Source organism: Streptomyces sp. NTD107 (assembly GCF_059510435.1).
In genome coordinates, this window is the sequence record NZ_JCAJZV010000023.1 from 13,671 (window position 1) to 29,843 (window position 16,173).

At 71.0% G+C, this 16,173-nt stretch carries 15 protein-coding genes and 1 pseudogene; 10 read left to right on the forward strand and 6 right to left on the reverse strand.

All coding sequences use genetic code 11. The features are described 5' to 3' along the window. Positions 1-10: 10 nt before the first annotated feature. The 5 genes from AC5WRL_RS27405 to AC5WRL_RS27425 all read right to left on the reverse strand — a co-directional run bounded on the left by AC5WRL_RS27405 (position 11) and on the right by AC5WRL_RS27425 (position 4,687). Positions 11-1,942, reverse strand: a complete 1,932-nt coding sequence (locus AC5WRL_RS27405; protein ID WP_496091370.1) for a copper resistance CopC/CopD family protein — start codon at positions 1,940-1,942, stop codon at positions 11-13. 7 nt (positions 1,943-1,949) lie between these two features. Beyond that, positions 1,950-2,399 (reverse strand): copper chaperone PCu(A)C, encoded by a 450-nt coding sequence (locus tag AC5WRL_RS27410; RefSeq protein WP_496091371.1) that lies wholly within the window; start codon positions 2,397-2,399, stop codon positions 1,950-1,952. Next, on the reverse strand, positions 2,396-3,058 hold the full coding sequence (locus tag AC5WRL_RS27415) for an SCO family protein (protein ID WP_496091372.1): 663 nt from the start codon (positions 3,056-3,058) through the stop codon (positions 2,396-2,398). Before AC5WRL_RS27415 ends, AC5WRL_RS27410 begins: the two co-directional genes overlap by 4 nt. 26 nt (positions 3,059-3,084) lie before the next feature. After that, positions 3,085-3,828: a YcnI family copper-binding membrane protein gene (locus AC5WRL_RS27420; RefSeq protein ID WP_496091373.1), complete on the reverse strand. Its 744-nt coding sequence runs from the start codon at positions 3,826-3,828 to the stop codon at positions 3,085-3,087. A gap of 106 nt (positions 3,829-3,934) precedes the next feature. After that, positions 3,935-4,687 (reverse strand): hypothetical protein, encoded by a 753-nt coding sequence (locus AC5WRL_RS27425; RefSeq protein ID WP_496091374.1) that lies wholly within the window; start codon positions 4,685-4,687, stop codon positions 3,935-3,937. Positions 4,688-4,904: 217 nt separating this feature from the next. Here AC5WRL_RS27425 and AC5WRL_RS27430 point away from each other — a divergent pair, with 217 nt between their 5' ends. The 5 genes from AC5WRL_RS27430 (at position 4,905) to AC5WRL_RS27450 (ending at position 9,644) form a co-directional block, all read left to right on the forward strand. Further along, on the forward strand, positions 4,905-5,342 hold the full coding sequence (locus AC5WRL_RS27430; RefSeq protein WP_496091375.1) for an ATP-binding protein: 438 nt from the start codon (positions 4,905-4,907) through the stop codon (positions 5,340-5,342). 194 nt (positions 5,343-5,536) lie between these two features. Continuing rightward, positions 5,537-6,805, forward strand: coding sequence for a hypothetical protein (locus AC5WRL_RS27435; RefSeq protein WP_496091376.1), 1,269 nt, complete (start codon positions 5,537-5,539; stop codon positions 6,803-6,805). A gap of 137 nt (positions 6,806-6,942) precedes the next feature. Next, complete coding sequence (locus tag AC5WRL_RS27440; protein ID WP_496091377.1) at positions 6,943-7,452, forward strand: SigE family RNA polymerase sigma factor; 510 nt, start codon at positions 6,943-6,945, stop codon at positions 7,450-7,452. Between the two features lie 20 nt (positions 7,453-7,472). Further along, entirely contained in the window at positions 7,473-8,846 is a 1,374-nt protein-coding gene (locus AC5WRL_RS27445; RefSeq protein WP_496091378.1) for a hypothetical protein, read from the forward strand. A 249-nt stretch (positions 8,847-9,095) separates the two neighbouring features. Then, positions 9,096-9,644: a peptidylprolyl isomerase gene (locus AC5WRL_RS27450; RefSeq protein WP_496091385.1), complete on the forward strand. Its 549-nt coding sequence runs from the start codon at positions 9,096-9,098 to the stop codon at positions 9,642-9,644. A 56-nt stretch (positions 9,645-9,700) separates the two neighbouring features. On the opposite strand, the gene AC5WRL_RS27455 is transcribed toward AC5WRL_RS27450, so the two are convergent. Next, positions 9,701-10,099: a winged helix-turn-helix transcriptional regulator gene (locus AC5WRL_RS27455; RefSeq protein WP_496091379.1), complete on the reverse strand. Its 399-nt coding sequence runs from the start codon at positions 10,097-10,099 to the stop codon at positions 9,701-9,703. A gap of 137 nt (positions 10,100-10,236) precedes the next feature. Here AC5WRL_RS27455 and AC5WRL_RS27460 point away from each other — a divergent pair, with 137 nt between their 5' ends. The 5 genes and pseudogenes from AC5WRL_RS27460 (at position 10,237) to AC5WRL_RS27480 (ending at position 15,803) form a co-directional block, all read left to right on the forward strand. Beyond that, the gene (locus AC5WRL_RS27460) at positions 10,237-11,127 is read left to right on the forward strand and encodes an NAD(P)-dependent oxidoreductase (RefSeq protein ID WP_496091380.1); all 891 of its coding nucleotides are present in this window, start codon (positions 10,237-10,239) and stop codon (positions 11,125-11,127) included. Next, positions 11,124-12,047 carry an NAD(P)-dependent oxidoreductase gene (locus AC5WRL_RS27465; RefSeq protein ID WP_496091381.1) on the forward strand — a complete coding sequence of 308 codons (924 nt, stop codon included), beginning with the start codon at positions 11,124-11,126 and terminating at the stop codon, positions 12,045-12,047. The genes AC5WRL_RS27460 and AC5WRL_RS27465 overlap by 4 nt, the downstream gene beginning before the upstream one ends. A gap of 185 nt (positions 12,048-12,232) precedes the next feature. Then, positions 12,233-12,508: pseudogene (locus AC5WRL_RS27470) on the forward strand (hypothetical protein); the annotation flags it as partial. Then, complete coding sequence (locus tag AC5WRL_RS27475) at positions 12,508-14,427, forward strand: Tn3 family transposase (RefSeq protein WP_496091382.1); 1,920 nt, start codon at positions 12,508-12,510, stop codon at positions 14,425-14,427. The pseudogene AC5WRL_RS27470 and the gene AC5WRL_RS27475, both read left to right, overlap by 1 nt. Before the next feature lie 74 nt (positions 14,428-14,501). After that, the gene (locus AC5WRL_RS27480) at positions 14,502-15,803 is read left to right on the forward strand and encodes an ankyrin repeat domain-containing protein (RefSeq protein ID WP_496091383.1); all 1,302 of its coding nucleotides are present in this window, start codon (positions 14,502-14,504) and stop codon (positions 15,801-15,803) included. Positions 15,804-16,173: the final 370 nt, after the last annotated feature.

Consider the following 16,173-nt stretch of genomic DNA (forward strand, 5'->3'; position numbering starts at 1 on the left):
TGTGGGTTCGCTATCCGACGCTGATGGTGGTGGTTTCGGTGGTCTGGTTGATTTCGGAGGTGCGCAGGGTGAGGGAGAGTTCCCAGTCGCCGGGGCGGGGCAGCCGGATGTCGTCGGCGACCCAGTGGCCGACGTCGACGTGGGCGGGCTGGTAGCGCAGCGGGCCGAGGTCCTCGGCGGGGAGGGTGAGGGAGATCCGTACGTCTTCGGCTCCGGCGGGCTGCCCGGCGGGGTCGGTCAGGCGCAGGTGCAGCACGTTGTCGCCGGTGGTGCCGGGGGTGAGGTCGAGCAGTGCGGTGCCCTGTCCGTGGGTGCCTCCGGTGTCGTAGGGGAGTTGGACGGACAGGGGCCGCGGGGTGCTGGAGGTTCCGGTGGCGCCGGTGGCGCCGGTGTTGTCGCTCGCGGCTTCGGTACGGGCCGGGGTGGTGCCGGTGAGGGCGGTGGTGACGGCGAGGATGACGACGGCGATGCCCGCCTCGGTGAGCACGGTGCGCCGCAGCCCCGAACGCCCGGGGTCGGCGTCCCGCTCGCGCCGCTGCCGTGCCCGCCGCACGGCGGCCCGCTGCCGGGCCAGTTGCCGCTGCCGTACCGCGTCGGCGGGTGTGGTGGCCGGGTGGGGCACCGGGCGTGTTCCGCCGGCCGCGGCCTGGTGCGGTGCGGTGCCGGCCGGTGTCGGCACGGGCTCGCGGTGGTGGGTTTTCGCCGCGGGCCCGTCCACCGCCTCGCCGGCGGGTGGGGGGTCGGTCAGGTGGGATGTCCAGCGGTGGGAGATCCAGGCGGTGGTCAGGATCAGGGTCACCAGGGCCGTTTTGACGATCAGCAGTTGTCCGTACCGGGTGCCGGTGAGTGCGGGCCAGCTGCCGGTCTGGCGCCACGCGTGGAAGACGCCGGTCGCGGCCAGCGCCGTCACCGACCAGAACGCCAGCCGTGAGAAGCGCCGTACCGCCGCGCGCGGTACCGCCTCGGGCGACCGGTGCAGCAGCACCAGCAAGGTGGCCAGGCCGCCCAGCCAGGTTCCGGCCGCCAGCAGGTGGATCAGGTCCGCCGGGACGGCGAGGTGCGACCAGGGTCCGCTGGACGCGTGTTCGGCCAGCGCCCAGGTCGCGGCGGTGCCCACCGCCAGCAGCGACCCGGCCGTCCCCAGCGCCGCCGTCTCGTGCCGCTCCCGCTCCCGCGCCCGGCCGTCCCCGCCGTCCCCGCCGTCCCGGCGGAACAGCACCGCCATGAACAGGCCGATACCCCCCAGCAGCAGCAACCGCGCCAGCAGCGCCGTCCCCGTCTTGGTGTCGATGACATCCCGCAGCCCGGTCCCGGTGTACGGGCCGCGCAGCAGCAACAGCGCCGCCGTGGCGCCGGTCAGTGTCGTCCAGCCGGCCACCACGAGGCGCTGGGTGGTCCGCAGCGCCGCCGCGCCCGGCCGGCACACCAGGGTGAAGACGCAGCCGCCGACCAGCAGCAGAAACCCGGTGTACGCCGCAAACCGCGCCACGTCGTAGGCGAGCCCGACGGCGCCGCCGCCCGGCCGCTGGTCCGGCAGGACCACCGTGGTCGTGGAGGGGGCGCCGATGGAGAAGGTGAAGGCGCCCGCGATGGGGTGGCTGTCGGCGGATACCGCCTGCCAGGCGACGGTGTACGTGCCGTCCGCCAGGCCGTCGGCCAGCGCCACCCCGTGCCGTACGACGCCGTCCGCGCTCAGGTCGGTGACCTCGCCCGTGTCGACCCGCTCGCCCGCCGGGTCGAGGACGCGCAGCGCCTTGTCGCCGCCGAGCGTGACCTGTTCGGAGAAGGTGAGCGTGACCTCCTGGGGGGCGGTGGCCACCACCTCGCCGTCCGCCGGGGCGCTGCCGGTGAGGCTCGCGTGCGCCTGGGCGGGGCCCACGGTGCCCAGCAGCAGCGCGCTCAGGGCCGTCAGCAGCACCAGCAGCCGGGAGGTGGTGGTCATGCGTGGATCACTCCCCGGTGTAGGTGGTGGCCCGGACCGGTACGTCGAGGGTGATCGGCGCGGACTTCTCGAAGCGGAGTTCGAGCGGCACCCGCTCTCCTTCGACGAGTGGGTGGGTCAGGCCCAGCAGCATGAGATGGGTGCCGCCCCGGGTGAGGCTCAGCTCGCCGCCGGCCGGGACGGTGAGGGTGTCGACCGGGCGCATGGCGTTGTCGACGGTCTCGTGCATCTGCACGTCGTCGGCGAGATCGCTGTGCACGGAGGTGAGGGTGTCGTCGGCGTCGCCGGTGTTCTCGATGACGAGGAAGCCGCCGGCCATGTCCCCGGTGATGGGTTCGGGGATGTACGCGCCCGCGGCCGTCAGCCGCGGCTCGCCGCCGTTGCCGCCGCCGGTGGAGCAGCCGGTGAGTACCGCCCCCGCGAGCACCGCCGCGGCGAGCGCCGCCCGGGCCCTCACGGGGTGCGCCCCTCGATCAGGCCGGGCAGGTCGGCGGCGTAGGTGTCCTGGGTGACGCCTTCCATGTAGATGACGTGGGCCTTGTCGTCGGTGGGCAGGAAGGCCAGCACCTGGGAGCCGTGGGTGGAGATCCAGTTGCCGTCCTCGTCCTGGCTGGGCTCGTCGAGGTGGATGCCGAGCGAGCGGGCGGCCTCCTGGATGGTGTCGAAGTCGCCGGTGAGCCCGGTGAAGTCCTCGCCCTGGGCGCGCAGCCAGGGGCCGAGTGATTCGGGGGTGTCGCGTTCGGGGTCGGAGGTGATGAAGACGACCCGCAGGTCCTCGCGCTGTTCGGGGGTGAGGCCGGCGGTGGCGTTGCCGATGTTGCTCATGGTGAGCGGGCAGACGTCGGGGCAATTGGTGTAGCCGAAGTAGATGAGGGTGGCGTGTCCCGCGGTCTCGGCGACGAGGTCGTACGGTTCACCGTCGGTGTCGGTGAGGGTGATGGCGGGCTTGGCGAAGGGGGTGTCGAGCACGGTGCCCTGGGTGGGGTCGTGTGCTCCGGAGACATCGGCGACGGAGCCGGAGTCGGAGCCGGAATCGCCGCCGCAGGCCGTCAGGGCGAGCGTCGCGGCGAGCGCGACGGTGGCGGTGGCAGTGCGGGTGATGGTGCGCAGACGCATGGTGGGGTTTCCTCGGGGGGTACGGCTCAGGACCGGTGGTCGGCGGGGGTGGTGCGGCGGCGGCCGGCGAGTACGCCGAAGGCGACGCCGGCGACGCCGGTGGTGATGCCGATGCCGGCCAGTACGCGGGCGGTGGTGTCCGTGGTGGCGGCGGCTTCGGCGACGGCCGGCTCCGTACCGCTCGCGTCGTGGTGGCCGGCATCCGTGGGCTGGGGCGCGCCGTGGCCGTGTCCGTCGTCGGTGCCGGGGGTGAGTCGCAGGACGGGCGCGGGGTGTTCGGGCTCGCTGCCGTCGGCGGCCGGCTCCTCGATCCAGCGGACGACCTCGTCGCTGTCGTACGTCTGGAGGGCCTTGAAGACGAGTTCTTCGGTGTCGTCGGGCAGCATGCCGATGGAGACGGGGAACTGCTGGAAGGTGCCGGGCGCGATCTCGCCGCCGCTCCAGACGATGACGCTGGGGGCTTCGGTGATCTGTGAGCCGTGGTTGTCGAGGGGTTGGTCGAGGGTGGCGGTCTGTACCTCCACGTCCCAGCCGGGGACCGGCTGCGGCATGACGGAGGCCAGCGGGTGGTCGGGGTCGAGGTGGACTTCGAGCCGGACGGTGGAGGCGTCGGCGCGTTCGTTGGGGACCTTGAAGTTGATGACGCTGTAGCTGCCCTGCGCGGCCTCGCCGGGGTCGACGGAGACGTGGGCGTGGGCGGTGCCGGCGAGCGCGAGGACGCCGCCGAGGGAGAGGGCGAGGGCGGCGGCCAGGCGGGTGCGGTTGGTCATGGGAATGCTCCAGTGACGGAAGTCGGACGCGTGGGTGACGCGTGGGTACGGGGGCGGGCGCGGCGCGGCGCCGCACTCCCCCGTGGCGTTCCGTCGGGGAGGGCGCTCAGGCCGCGAGGGTGAGCGGGGCCGGCGGGCCGCGCCGGTGCATGCTGTGCGCGAGGAGCAGGGTGGGCGGCTTGGCGGTCGCCCGGTGGCGGTCGGCGCGCGGGGCGGTGGGGCCGTGCCGGGGCGCGGGCCGGGTGCCGTACAGCAGGTGGGCCAGGCGTACGGCGAGCGGCCACGGCAGGTGGGCGGCGGCGACGCGGGTGGCCAGGCGTACCAGCTGCCACAGGGCGGCTTCGCCGCGGCGCAGCAGGGCGCCGGTGGCGAGGGCGGCGAGGAGGTGGCCGAGCAGCATGAGCGGGCCGCTGGGGGTGTTGGCGGCGGCGTGGGCGGCGGCTTCGGCGGCGGCGGCGCTGGGGTCGAGCCCGGCGTTGCGGACGAGTTCGGTGGCCTGGGCCTCGGTGAGGGGGAGCGCGTAGCCGTTGCACAGCAGCCGGGCGGCCAGGGCGAGCGGTCCTTCGCCGGCTGCGGCGGTGCCGCCGCCGTGGGTGGGGGCGCCGAACTGGCCGAGGGAGAAGAGGTGGTGCAGGGCGAGCTGTCCGGCGGCGAGCGCGGTGGCCAGGGCGGCGGTGGAGCGGCGTTCGCGGCCGGCGAGCGGGATGCTGAGGGCGCAGCCGGCGGCCCAGGCGGTGAGCAGGGTCCAGGACGGCAGCGGGGGGCCGCCGGCGCTGAGGTGCCCGGCGGCAGCCAGCGCGGTGCAGGCCGCGGCGAAGACCGCGGCCCTCAGCAGACGCAGATCGGCTCCGGCTCGCATGGCGGGCTCATCATCTCACCGGGGGGTCCGGCGGAGACGGCCGGGACCGTGGATCGTACGCATGTGCCTACATTCACCCTTGCCGGGGTGTCGTTATATCGACGTAAGCGTCCGGGTACATCCGCTGAATGGGGGTTGTTGGTTCCTTCGCACGCTTACGGGCGGCGCCGACCGGCAATGCCTAGGAGGAATCCGCGCACGGCCTGGAGGCTGGAGCATGAGCATCTGGTGGTCACTGCAACTGCGGCGGGAGGCGTCCAGCGTCCCGCTCGCCCGGCGGCTGCTGCTGGGGGCCATGGAGACGGCGGGGGTGGACGCGGACATCACCCACGAACTGTGCGTGGCGCTCTCCGAGGCCTGCGCCAACGCCGTCCAGCACGGCGGCGGGGACGCGGCCGTCTACCGGGTGACGGCCTGGATCGACGGGGACGTGTGCCGGATCGAGGTCACCGACTCCGGTCCCGGCTTCCCGGCCGACCCCCCGGGGCCGCGCCGCGAGAGCCAGACTCTGGAGCAGGGCGGGCGCGGGCTGAAGCTGATCGAGGCGCTGTCGGACGCGGCCCGGTTCGGCAACCACCCGGGCGGCGGTGGCGCGGTGGTCACCTTCGACAAGGTCCTCAAGTGGCGGGAAGGCGCGCTGCTCAAGGCGTCCTGAGCCACCCGGACCCCCCCACCCGGACCCCCACCCGGACCCCGTCGGCGGCGGCCGGAAAAAACTTCTGAGCCGGGCTGCAACATCCCGCCGGGCCCACCGCGTCGAATGGGTGAAGGGCGAGCACGACGGGGAAGTCCCCGGCTCGCCAGGCACTTTCGCCGGCCGGGGGCCGGCTCAGATGGGGGTCAAGGGACATGAGCAAGATCGTGAAGCGTGGCTGGCGGCGCCGGGCGGCTCTGACGGCGGCCATCGCCACCGTCGCCGCGGCGACCACCATGGGGGCGGCGTCCGTGAGCGCGGCGTCCGACAGGACCGGCGCTCCGGCCACCGAGCAGGAGATCGTCGAGGCGCTGACCGCCCTGCTGCCGGAAGGCACCGAGGTCACCGATTCGTTCGGCGAGGGCTACCAGGACACCGAGTACCCGTACGCCTACGTCGACGTCAAGGACAACACCGGCGGCACCACCTCCATCGACGTGGGCGTCTCCCGCTCGGCCGGTGACTGGCGCGAATACGCCGGCTGCCAGGACGACGAGGACGAGCTGGACGCCTCGGAGGACGGTTCCTTCAGCAACTGCGTCGAGACGGAGCTGTCGGACGGCCGGCTGCTTTCGGTCAACACCTGGGAGTACGAGACCGACGGCTCCGAGGAGTGGGAGGACGGCGAGGCGTACCACGCCATCGGCTGGAACGTGTGGCTGGAGGGCCCGGGCAACCCCGACTTCGAGGGCGAGAGCGGCCGTAACATCTACGTCTCGCAGTACAAGGACCTCACCGAGGTCGCGGACGCGGGCAGCTACGCCCCGGTGCTCGACGAGGACGAGCTGGCCGCGCTCGCGCAGGCCGACGTGTGGCAGGACCTGCTGGCCGCGCTGGACGCCGAGTACGGTGAGCCCACCGAGGACGACTGGGAGAGCTACGGTCCGCAGATCCCGGCCTTCGAGCTCCAGGACACCTTCCGTTCGCTGGCCCCCGAGGGTCTGGACATCATCAACGTCGAGGCCGGCGAGGACGAGGTGGACTACGCCTCGCTGCTCGTCGACGACGGCAACGGCGCGGTGCTGGTCGACATCTTCGCCTCCGGCCCGTGGGACGACTCCTTCGAGTCCGGCTACGAGGTCGGCTACGACGCGGTCGAGCTGGGCGCGGGGAGCGTCGAGTTCGACGGCATGGAGTCCGAGGAGGTCCTTGCCGACGAGGGTTACAACTGCGAGCACACCATCCTGGATGACGGCAACGAGCTGAACGTGTGCGTCTACGAGCCCACCGACGAGGACCCGGTCGGCATGTGGTCCGCCGCCATCTACTACGCCGACGGCTCCAGCCTCGACATCACCGCGTTCAACGTCGCCGACTGGGACAACGACCCGGTGCGCGCCGACTCCGCGCTCACCGTCGACCAGCTGACCGACATCGTCACCGCCGGCGCGTGGGCGGACCTGTTCGCCGCGTACGCCGCCTGATCCGTCCGGTAACCCGGGGGTGGTGGTGACGGCGATCACTACCACCCCCGGAAAAAGCCTGTAACGTCCGGTGGCTGCTCGCGCGTCGTAAGAGTGAGCGCGGGGGCAGCCCCCGGGGATTGTTGAGGGGGAAGCAGATGAAGCAGCGCGATCTGGAGGCGTACCAAGACTTCGCCATGCGGCGAAGCGGTGCGCTGTACCGGTCCGCGTGTCTGCTGACGAGCGGCGACACCCATCTCGCCGAGGACCTCGTCCAGGAGACGCTCGGCCGGATGTACACCGCCTGGAAGCGCAAGCGCTGCATAGACAATCCGGCGGCGTACGCCCAGACCGTTCTGGTGCGCTGCTTTCTCACCTACAAGCGCCGCCGCAGCAGCGGTGAACAGCCGGCGCTCGCGCTCCCCGACCAGCCGGCACCGCAGGGGGACTCCACGCTGCGGATCACCTTGATCCAGGCGCTCGGCCAGCTGGCACCACTGGACCGTACGGTGCTGGTGCTGCGGTTCTGGGAGGACCTGAGTGTGGAGCAGACCGCCGAAATGATGCGCACCAGCTCCAGTGCGGTGCGCACCCGCTGTAGCAGGGCACTGACGAAGCTCCGAGGCGTGCTCGGCGCGTCCGGTCTCGCTGAACTGACCGCGCAGTAAGGCCGAAGGAGAAGACACCCATGACAAGGAATCACGATCACGAGACCCCTTTCGAGCACGAACTCGGCGCCATGCTGAGGCAGACCGGCGAGAGTTACGAGCCCGACCTGGAGCGGCTGGCCGCGGGCGGGCTGCGCCGTGGCAAGGCCCGGATGTTCCGGCGCCGGGCCGGCATCGTGGCGGGCGCCGCGTCGGTGGCGCTGCTGTCGGTGGGGGCGGTGCAGTTGTCCGGTGGTGGGCACGGGGCCGCGCCGGTGGCCGCCGCCCCGGAGAGCAGCCAGGACATGATCCAGACGCTGACCCGGATGCTGCCGGCCGAGGTGGAGGTCATCCGGAGCGAAGCCGACAGCCCGCTGGGAACGGATGATCCGTTCATCAGCCTGTCGCTGCGGGACTCCGTCCCCGGGGAAATCAGCCTGGGGGTGGGGCTTCAGCGGTACGGCACGGACGACTGGCGGGACATGGCGGGGTGTCTGGAGTCCGACGAGCCGCAGTCCTCGTGTGAGGAAGAGGAACTGCCCGACGGTTCGGTGCTCTCCCAGAACAAGTACGACTATGTCGGTGAGAGCGAGACGGTCGAACACCGGTCCTGGAACACGGTGGTGGAGAGCCCCGGCGGCTTCGAGGACGTTCCCTCGATCCGCACCGTCATCGTCAGTCTGGACAAGGACCTGTCGGAGATCTCCGACACGGACGGTTACCAGCCACCCATCGTTCCGGAACAACTGGCCGTGATAGCCCAGGATCCCATCTGGCAGGAGGTCTTCGACCTCCTGGACGAGACCCAGGGGGCCCCGGACGATCTCTTCGTCGGCGCCGAACTGATCAATGTGGCGCCCGAGGTGCTGCGGGACCTGTTCCGTTCGCTGGCTCCGGAGCGGCTGGAGATCACCGAGACCGGACAGGAAGACGCCGAGCCGGGCGAGGTCCGTCTGATCGTCGACGACGGCGACGGCCCGGCCTATGTCATGGTCCAGCTGTGGGGCCCCTACACGGCGAACGATCCCTACGACCCCACCGTCGACGACTTCTGGAACGGCCCCGGGGGCGGGTTCTCGGACGAAGAACCCGCTGACACCACACCGCCGGCGGGCGTGGGGGAGCCGGACGGCGACGGGCTGCCCGAGGACGACGACTACACCTCCTGCACCTATGGACAGATCGCGGAGGGCGTCGAGGTGGAGCTCTGCGAGCTGCCCCCGGACGAGAACAGCCCGCTGGGCATCTGGTCGGTGGTCGTCACCCTGGACGACGGGTCGTCCATCGACATCTCGGTGATCAACTCGCCCGAAGGGAGTGAGGAGTTCGAGACCACCCGCCCCGACAGCCCGCTGACGATGGAAGAGTTGGAGGCCATCGCCCTCGCTCCGGAATGGCGTGACCTTTTCGAGTGATGCGGGGCGGGTGTGGTGCATGATGTTGAGGCTGGAATGACCACGGACGGAAGGCATTGCATCGTGAACCGCACCCCCCGGCGACTGGCCGCCGCGCTGCTGTGCCTGGGCCTGATCACGGCCTGTGGCTCCGAATCCGGGGACGCGGAGCCCACCGGCTCCCAGGGCCAGGAGCAGGGCGGCGGCCAAGCCGAGCAGGACACGCAGGACGAGGGGCAGGGTGACCTGGGCCAGGACACCCCGCCCGCGCTGGCCGGGCCGGCCGGGGCGGAGGTCTCCACCGCCACCAGCGCCGTACTGCACACCAGCGAGGGCGACATCGCGGTGACGCTGTTCCCCGAGGAAGCCCCGCTGGCCGTGACGAACTTCGCCGGGCTCGCGGACGGCTCGCTGCCCTGGGAGGGCCAGCAGGACGGTGAGCCGCTCTACCGGGACGTCATCTTCCACCGGGTGATCGCCGGCTTCATGATCCAGGGCGGTGACCCGCAGGGCACCGGCATGGGGGGCCCCGGCTACCAGTTCGGGGACGAGGTCGACTCCGGCCGGACCTTCGACCAGCCGTATCTGCTGGCGATGGCGAACGCCGGCCCGGGCCCCGCCGGCACCGGCACCAATGGCTCGCAGTTCTTCATCACGGTGGTCCCCACGGAGCACCTGAACGGTGCCCACACCATCTTCGGCGAGGTCGCCGACGAGGAGTCCAAGGCCGTGGTGGACGCCATCGCGACCACCGCAACCAGCCCCCAGGACCGGCCGGTGCAGGACATCGTCATCGAGTCGGTGACCATCGGCGACTGAGCCGCCTCCGGCTCCGGCTCCGCCTCAGCTTCCGGCCGGGGCCGGGGGCGGCACGATCACCCCGTGCCGCCCCCGGCCCCGGCTGTCTTTCCGCCCGCCCGGCCGGCCTTGTCCGCGCACAGTTCGCTGCGGATCGCCACGATGTGCGCCATGTTCTCCCGCCCCCAGGCCCCCAGCGGGGCCAACGCCGTATTGAGCGACCCGCCGAGCTCCGTCAGCGAGTACTCCACCTTCGGCGGCACCTGGTGGAACACCTCGCGACGCACGATCTCATCGGCCTCCAGCTCCCGCAGCTGCTGGATCAGCACCTTCTCGCTCACCCCGGGAATCAGCCGTTTCAATTCCCCGAAACGCCGCTTCTCCTCCTTCAGGGCCCACAGAATGAGCACCTTCCACTTTCCGCCGATGACATCGACCGCAGCGTCAATTCCGCAGACATAAGGCTGTTCCCGCATCACTGCTCCCCGCCCGTACTGACCTGTAGGTAGGTACCTGACTTTTTAGTCGGTACTTGCCGATGCTACCGGCGTGACCGAGGCTTTCCGATGGCGCCAGTTTCCATCCGGAACACCCAAGAAGCGGAGCGATATACGTGAGCGGGACACCACCCGTCACCCCGGTGACGGTGCTCGGCCTCGGCGCCATGGGAAGTGCCCTGGCCACCGCGTTCCTCGACGGCGGCCATCCGGTCACCATCTGGAATCGCACCCCGGCCCGGGCGGACGCCCTGGCGGAACGCGGCGCGGCCCCGGCGGCCGACGCCCGGCAGGCGGTGACGGCGGGCGACCTCGTCGTGGTCTGCGTCCTCGACTACGCCGCCGCCTACGCGACCCTGGGCCCGGTCGGCGACGCGCTGACCGGCCGGACCCTGGTCAACCTCACCAACAGCACCCCGGCGCAGGCCCGGGAGTTCGCCGACTGGGCCACCCGGCGCGGCGCCCGCTACCTGGACGGCGGGATCATGGCCGTCCCCCCGATGATCGGCCGCCTTGGCTCGCTGCTGCTCTACAGCGGTGACCGCGCCGCCTTCGACGACCACCGCGCCGCGCTCGACCTCCTCGGCGCCGCCCGCTGGCTGGGTACGGACCCGGGCATCGCCGCGCTGTACGACATCGCGCTGCTCAGCGGAATGTACGGCATGTTCGCCGGCTGTCTGCACGCCACCGCGCTCGCCGTGTCCGAGGGCGGAAGTGCCGCCGAATTCACCGATGAGCTGTTGCTGCCCTGGCTGACCGCGATGATGTCGGCCATTCCTGCCTGGGGCCGGAAGATCGACGCCGGCGAATTCAGCGGCCCTTCCTCCAATCTGGCGATGCAGGCAACGGGTTTTGTGAATCTCATCGAGGCGAGTACCGCACAGGGCGTCGACCCGGCGCTGATGATTCCGCTGCATGACCTTCTCCACCGGGCCGTCGCCGAAGGACTCGGCGACCAGGACACCGCCGCACTGACCACCCTGCTCACGAAGAAGGCCACCCGATGACCCGGAGACCGACCGCCGTCACCGTCCTCGGCCTGGGCGGCATGGGCAGCGCGCTCGCCGGCGCCTTCCTGGCCGCCGGGCACACCGTCACCGTGTGGAACCGCACCCCGGCGCGTGCCGAACCCCTCGCAGCGCGTGGGGCGTTCGCCACCCGTACGGCCGAGGAGGCCATCGCCGCCTCACCGTTGACCGTGGTCTGTGTCGTGGACCACGCGGCGAGCGCCGGCTTCCTGGAGCCGGCGGCCGGCGCGCTGCGCGGCCGTACCCTGCTCAATCTGACCTCCGACACCCCCGAGCGCGCCGCCGAGGCCGCCGGATGGGCGCGGGCACACGGCATCGACTATCTCGACGGGGCGATCATGGTGCCGGTGCCGGTGATCGGCACCCCGGACGGGTTCATTCTCTACAGCGGCCCGAAGAACGTCTACGACACCCACGCCGGCACGCTGGCCGCCCTCGGCGGCAAGGGCCGGTACCTGGGGGAGGACCCGGGCGCCGCCGCCCTGCATGACCTCGCCCTGCTGGGATTCTTCTACTCCGCGATGGCCGGCCTGATGCACGCCTTCGCACTGGCCGGCTCGAACGGCGCCCGGGCCGCCGACTTCGCGCCGCACGCCCGCGAACTGCTCGGCATCTTCCCCGCCCTGATGGCCGGCGCCGCCCAGGAGGCGGACGCCCGGCACTACCCGGGTGAGCTGGGCAGCCTGGCCATGGAGGCGGTCGGCATCGAGCACATCATCGACGCCGGCCGGGCCCGCGGCCTGGACGGCAGCGTGCTGGAGGCGGTCAAGGCCCTCGCCGACCGCGCCATCGCCCAGGGGCACGGCGGGGACGGCTTCACCCGGGTCTTCGAGGTGATCAAGGGGGCCGGAGGAGATACGCGCGAAACCCGCCACTTGGTGACTGAAGGTCATATCTAACTGCGCATGGTGCATGCGGTTCTGTTGGCGCTCCGTGATGAGCGTAGGCTCCTGAGCCGGAGATAGTGTGCTGCTGATCACGTGATTGGCGGTGTGGTTGTGGCGTCGGTGGAACGGACGGCGTATCCGCGGTTCAAGCGGATCATCTCCGAGCGCGAGCTGGCGCAGTTCTTCACCCGGGTGAGGCTGAGATTGCATGGGCGCGGTTGCGGACTCGCGAGCGCCCGGAGGCACTTCTCGTGTTGCTGGTGCTGCTGAAGTCCTGTGCCCGGCTGGGGTACTTCCCCGATCTGGAGCAGGTTCCCGAGCGGGTCGTTGCCCGGGTCCGTGCCGTCGCCGGGTTGCCTGAGGATGTGTTGGCAGCGGCCGCTGGGCGGTCCGCGGAGCGCTACCGCTCCTGGATCCGGGCCTGGGCCTGCTGCACGACCCGGCCCGCGCCCGGGAGATCGCCGTCGCCGTAATGGAGGAGGCCGCGCCGATCCGTGCCTCGGTGGTGGACCTGATCCACGTGGCGCTGGAGGAGTTGGTCCGCGCGGGCCTGGAGCTGCCGGGGTTCTCGACGCTGGACCGGATGGCGGCCCAGGTTAGGACGCGGGTGGAGGGCGAGATCTGCGCCGGGATCGCCGCACGGGTGGGAGCGGCCCGGGATCGGCTGGCGGGGCTGCTGGTGGTGCCGGACGGTGAGCGCCGCAGCCCGTTCGACGTGGTCAAGGAGCCCGGACGGCGGGCCACGTGGTCCAGGTTCCGGCAGCACGGCGAACGCGTCGACCTGGTCGACAGTTTCGGCGACGCCACCCGGTGGGTGGAAGGATTGGCTGCGGCCAAGGTCAGTGCGTTCGCGGAGCAGGCGCGTGTGCTGTCGGTCGGGGAGATGCTGGATGTGTCCGAGCCGCGCAGGACCGCGCTGCTGGCGTGCACGGTGGCGAAGGCCAGGGCGCGGTTGCAGGACGAGTTCGTGGTCATGTTGTCCAAGCGGATGGCCCGGCACGGCAAGCGGGCTCAGGAGGAGCTGGCCGCTCTGGAGCAGCGTCACAAGGCCTCCACCGAGCAGCTTCTGGTCTCCTACCGGGACGTGCTGACCGTACTGAAGGAGCATGTCGTAGATGAGCACGCTGACCGGGCTGGTCAGGTGAGCCTGGGCGATGTGCTGGCGGTCAAGCGCATCCGCGAGGTGGTGGAGACCGGTGGCGGCTTCGACACCCAGTTGGCGGAGATCGAGGCGCTGGCCGCGTATCGGGGCGGAAACTGGACGCCGCTGGTGGATCGGTTCTTCCGGCCGGATCGGCCGACCATGTTCAAGCTCGCTCGAACGCTCACTTTCGTTCCGACCTTACGCGACCGCAGTGTGCTCAACGCTCTCCAGCACGCGCTCGCTCACCAGCACCTGACTTGTGAGCTGATCCCTGACACGATCGTGGCTCCCACGGCGCCGGCTGGCGGCGAGGCCACGGAGCCGGGGGCGTTGGACCTGTCGTTCGCCTCGGCGCAGTGGCGCACGACGGTGTATGCGAAGGACCGCCCGGGGAAGTTGGTGCGCCGGCATTTCGAGGCCATGGTCTTCACCTACTTGGTCGAGGAGCTGCGCTGCGGGGACCTCGCGGTGGTCGGGGCCGAGGACTTCGGTGACTGGACGACGATGCTCTTGCCCTGGGAGCGGGTGGAGCCGCAGATCCCCGTGTTCTGCGAGCAGGCCGGCCTCCCCGACACGGCTGGCGCCTTCGTCGACGACCTGAAGCGGCAGCTCACCGAGGTCGCGGACCAGGTGGATGCCGGATATCCGGACAACGCGGACCTGACCATCGACCCCCTCACGGGGGTGCCCTCGCTCAAGCAGCGCCAGGGCCGGGGGCGCACTGCCTCTGCGGCCGTGCTGGAGGCCGAGCTGGACCAGCGCCTGCCGGCCCGGGGCATCCTGGAGCATCTGGCGAGGGCCGCGCACTGGACCGGCTGGTGGCATCGCCTCGGCCCGTTGTCGGGGGCGGACCCGAAGCTGAAGAACCCACTGGCCCGCTATGTGGTCACCGCGTTCACCTACGGCTCCGGCCTCGGCGCCACCCAGGCCGCCCGCCACATGAACACCGTGGCCGCGCATGAACTCGCGGCGATCGCGAAACGCCACTGCACTGCGAAGAACCTCGCCGCGTACAAGCTCATCTGCAGAGCCTCGTACGAGCTGCGGTGCAGGCCGGGCGTCACTCGTTCGGGGCCGTCCGATAACCAGCCGATCGTTGGACCGGCTGTCCAGGGTGGCCGTAGGACAGCGCGGAGCGCCGCCGCAGGCGCCCTTGACCGCTCGCCCCGGTCCGCACACTGCCCGATCGGACGGCCCCGGCACCCACCGCATGTACGCCAGTTGGAGCATGTCGAGCTCTGTACATGAGTCCGTACCTAGATGTGTACGTGAGCTCGTACCCCGACAGGGCCAATATCGGGACCCGTAAATAAAATGCTCCGATGGACCCCACATCCGCCCTGGCGGAAGCAATCGCCGCGCGCGATGCTGGCGCGCTTGTCCGCCTGTTCACCGAGGGCGTTGACCCTGCGTCGCGCGACGAGGAGGGCATCCCGTTCCTGCTGTCCGCGGCCGACAGCGGCGAAATCGGGCTCGTGCGAGCGTTCCTCGATGCCGGGCTGCATGTCGATGCCGACTGCGGCTACGAACGTGGCACCACTGCGTTGATCTGCGCGGTGCAAGAGGGCCATTGGCGTCTCGCCGAGTTCTTGCTCGCAGGCGGGGCGGACCCGAATCTGGTCGAGCGTGGCGACATTGAACCTGGCACGGCCCTGACCTTGGCGATGGACTTTCCCGATCCCGCCTCTCTTGTGGCGATTCTCCTCGACGCCGGCGCGGACCCGAACCTGGCACGCCCGGACGGCTGGACTCCCCTTATGCTCGCCGCCTTCTACGGCCACGAGGCGGTAGCGCGCCGACTGCTCGAAGCCGGCGCCAACCTGAACGCCAGCGCGCACGACGGTGAGCTCAACGCGCTGTCTGCCGCCCGGCACGGCCAGCGTGAGGACATAGCCCGGCTACTGCTGGACTGCGGTGCGATAGAACCAGTCAACCCGGACGTCGTGCGCCTCGCACGGTCCCAGACCGAGCTGGACGAGTGGCTGGCCACACACCCACACGGCGTCCTGCCCGGACCGCCGACGCTCAGCGACGATGCCGAGGTCGATGCCTGCGCCGGACGGCTGGCCGGAATCGTGGACGACATCGTCGCCTGGTTCGCCGTGAACGCCCCGCCCGCCGCTTCTTGGCTGGAGGCAGCCCGAGGCGGCGCCGACCCGGCGGAGATCGCCTCCGTGGAGGCTGCGCTCGGGGTTCGCCTGCCTGCCGGATTCAGGGCTTACCTGCGCCTGTTCGGCGGTGCCGATGGGCTGGACATCGCCGAATACGACGGGCTGTCTCTGCGCGGCGCGCTGAGCAGCTGGCAGGGGCTGGAGGAACTGCGCACCACAGGCGCCTTTGCCACCTGGGCGCCGAAGGAGGTCGAGGCCGACAACGGGTACGTGCGCTTCACTTGGTGGCACCCGGGCTGGCTGCCCTTCGCCCAGGACGGCGGTGGCAACCTGTTCTGCATTGACCTCGACCCAGCGGAGCGCGGCACGGTGGGCCAGGTCATCTCCTGGGAAGTCCACGCAGGCCCGGCCGGGCCGGTTCTGCCTTCGATCGAGGACTACCTGCGGCGCTATCTCGACCGGTTGCGTGCCGGAGAGTACTGCTTCGACCCGGGCACTGGCCACCTCGAATGATCAGCGAGGCACAGTGTCTCCAGTCGCGGTGAGCTGCTAGGTCCTGTCTGACAAATGGCGCCGGTTGGGCCCGCGTTGTCTGGTGCAGGGGGTACCTCCCGGCCATGGGGTATCCCCTGCTCGAAGAGCTTGGGGAGGGCTGGGGGCGCATCGCAAGGCGGAGGGACGGCCTCGCTGGGGCATCCCCTGCTCGAAGAGCTTGGGGAGGGGCTACTTGGGCGTCTCGACAGCTCTGCTTCCCAGGTCTCTCAACAGAGCAGAGACGGAGCGAAGCGGAGTGCAGCGAGGTTCCCCCAGGCCCTTGGGGGCCTGGGAGGTGCCCCCTGTGCCAGGCGACGCGGGCCAGGCGGGATTTGTCAGACAGGACCTA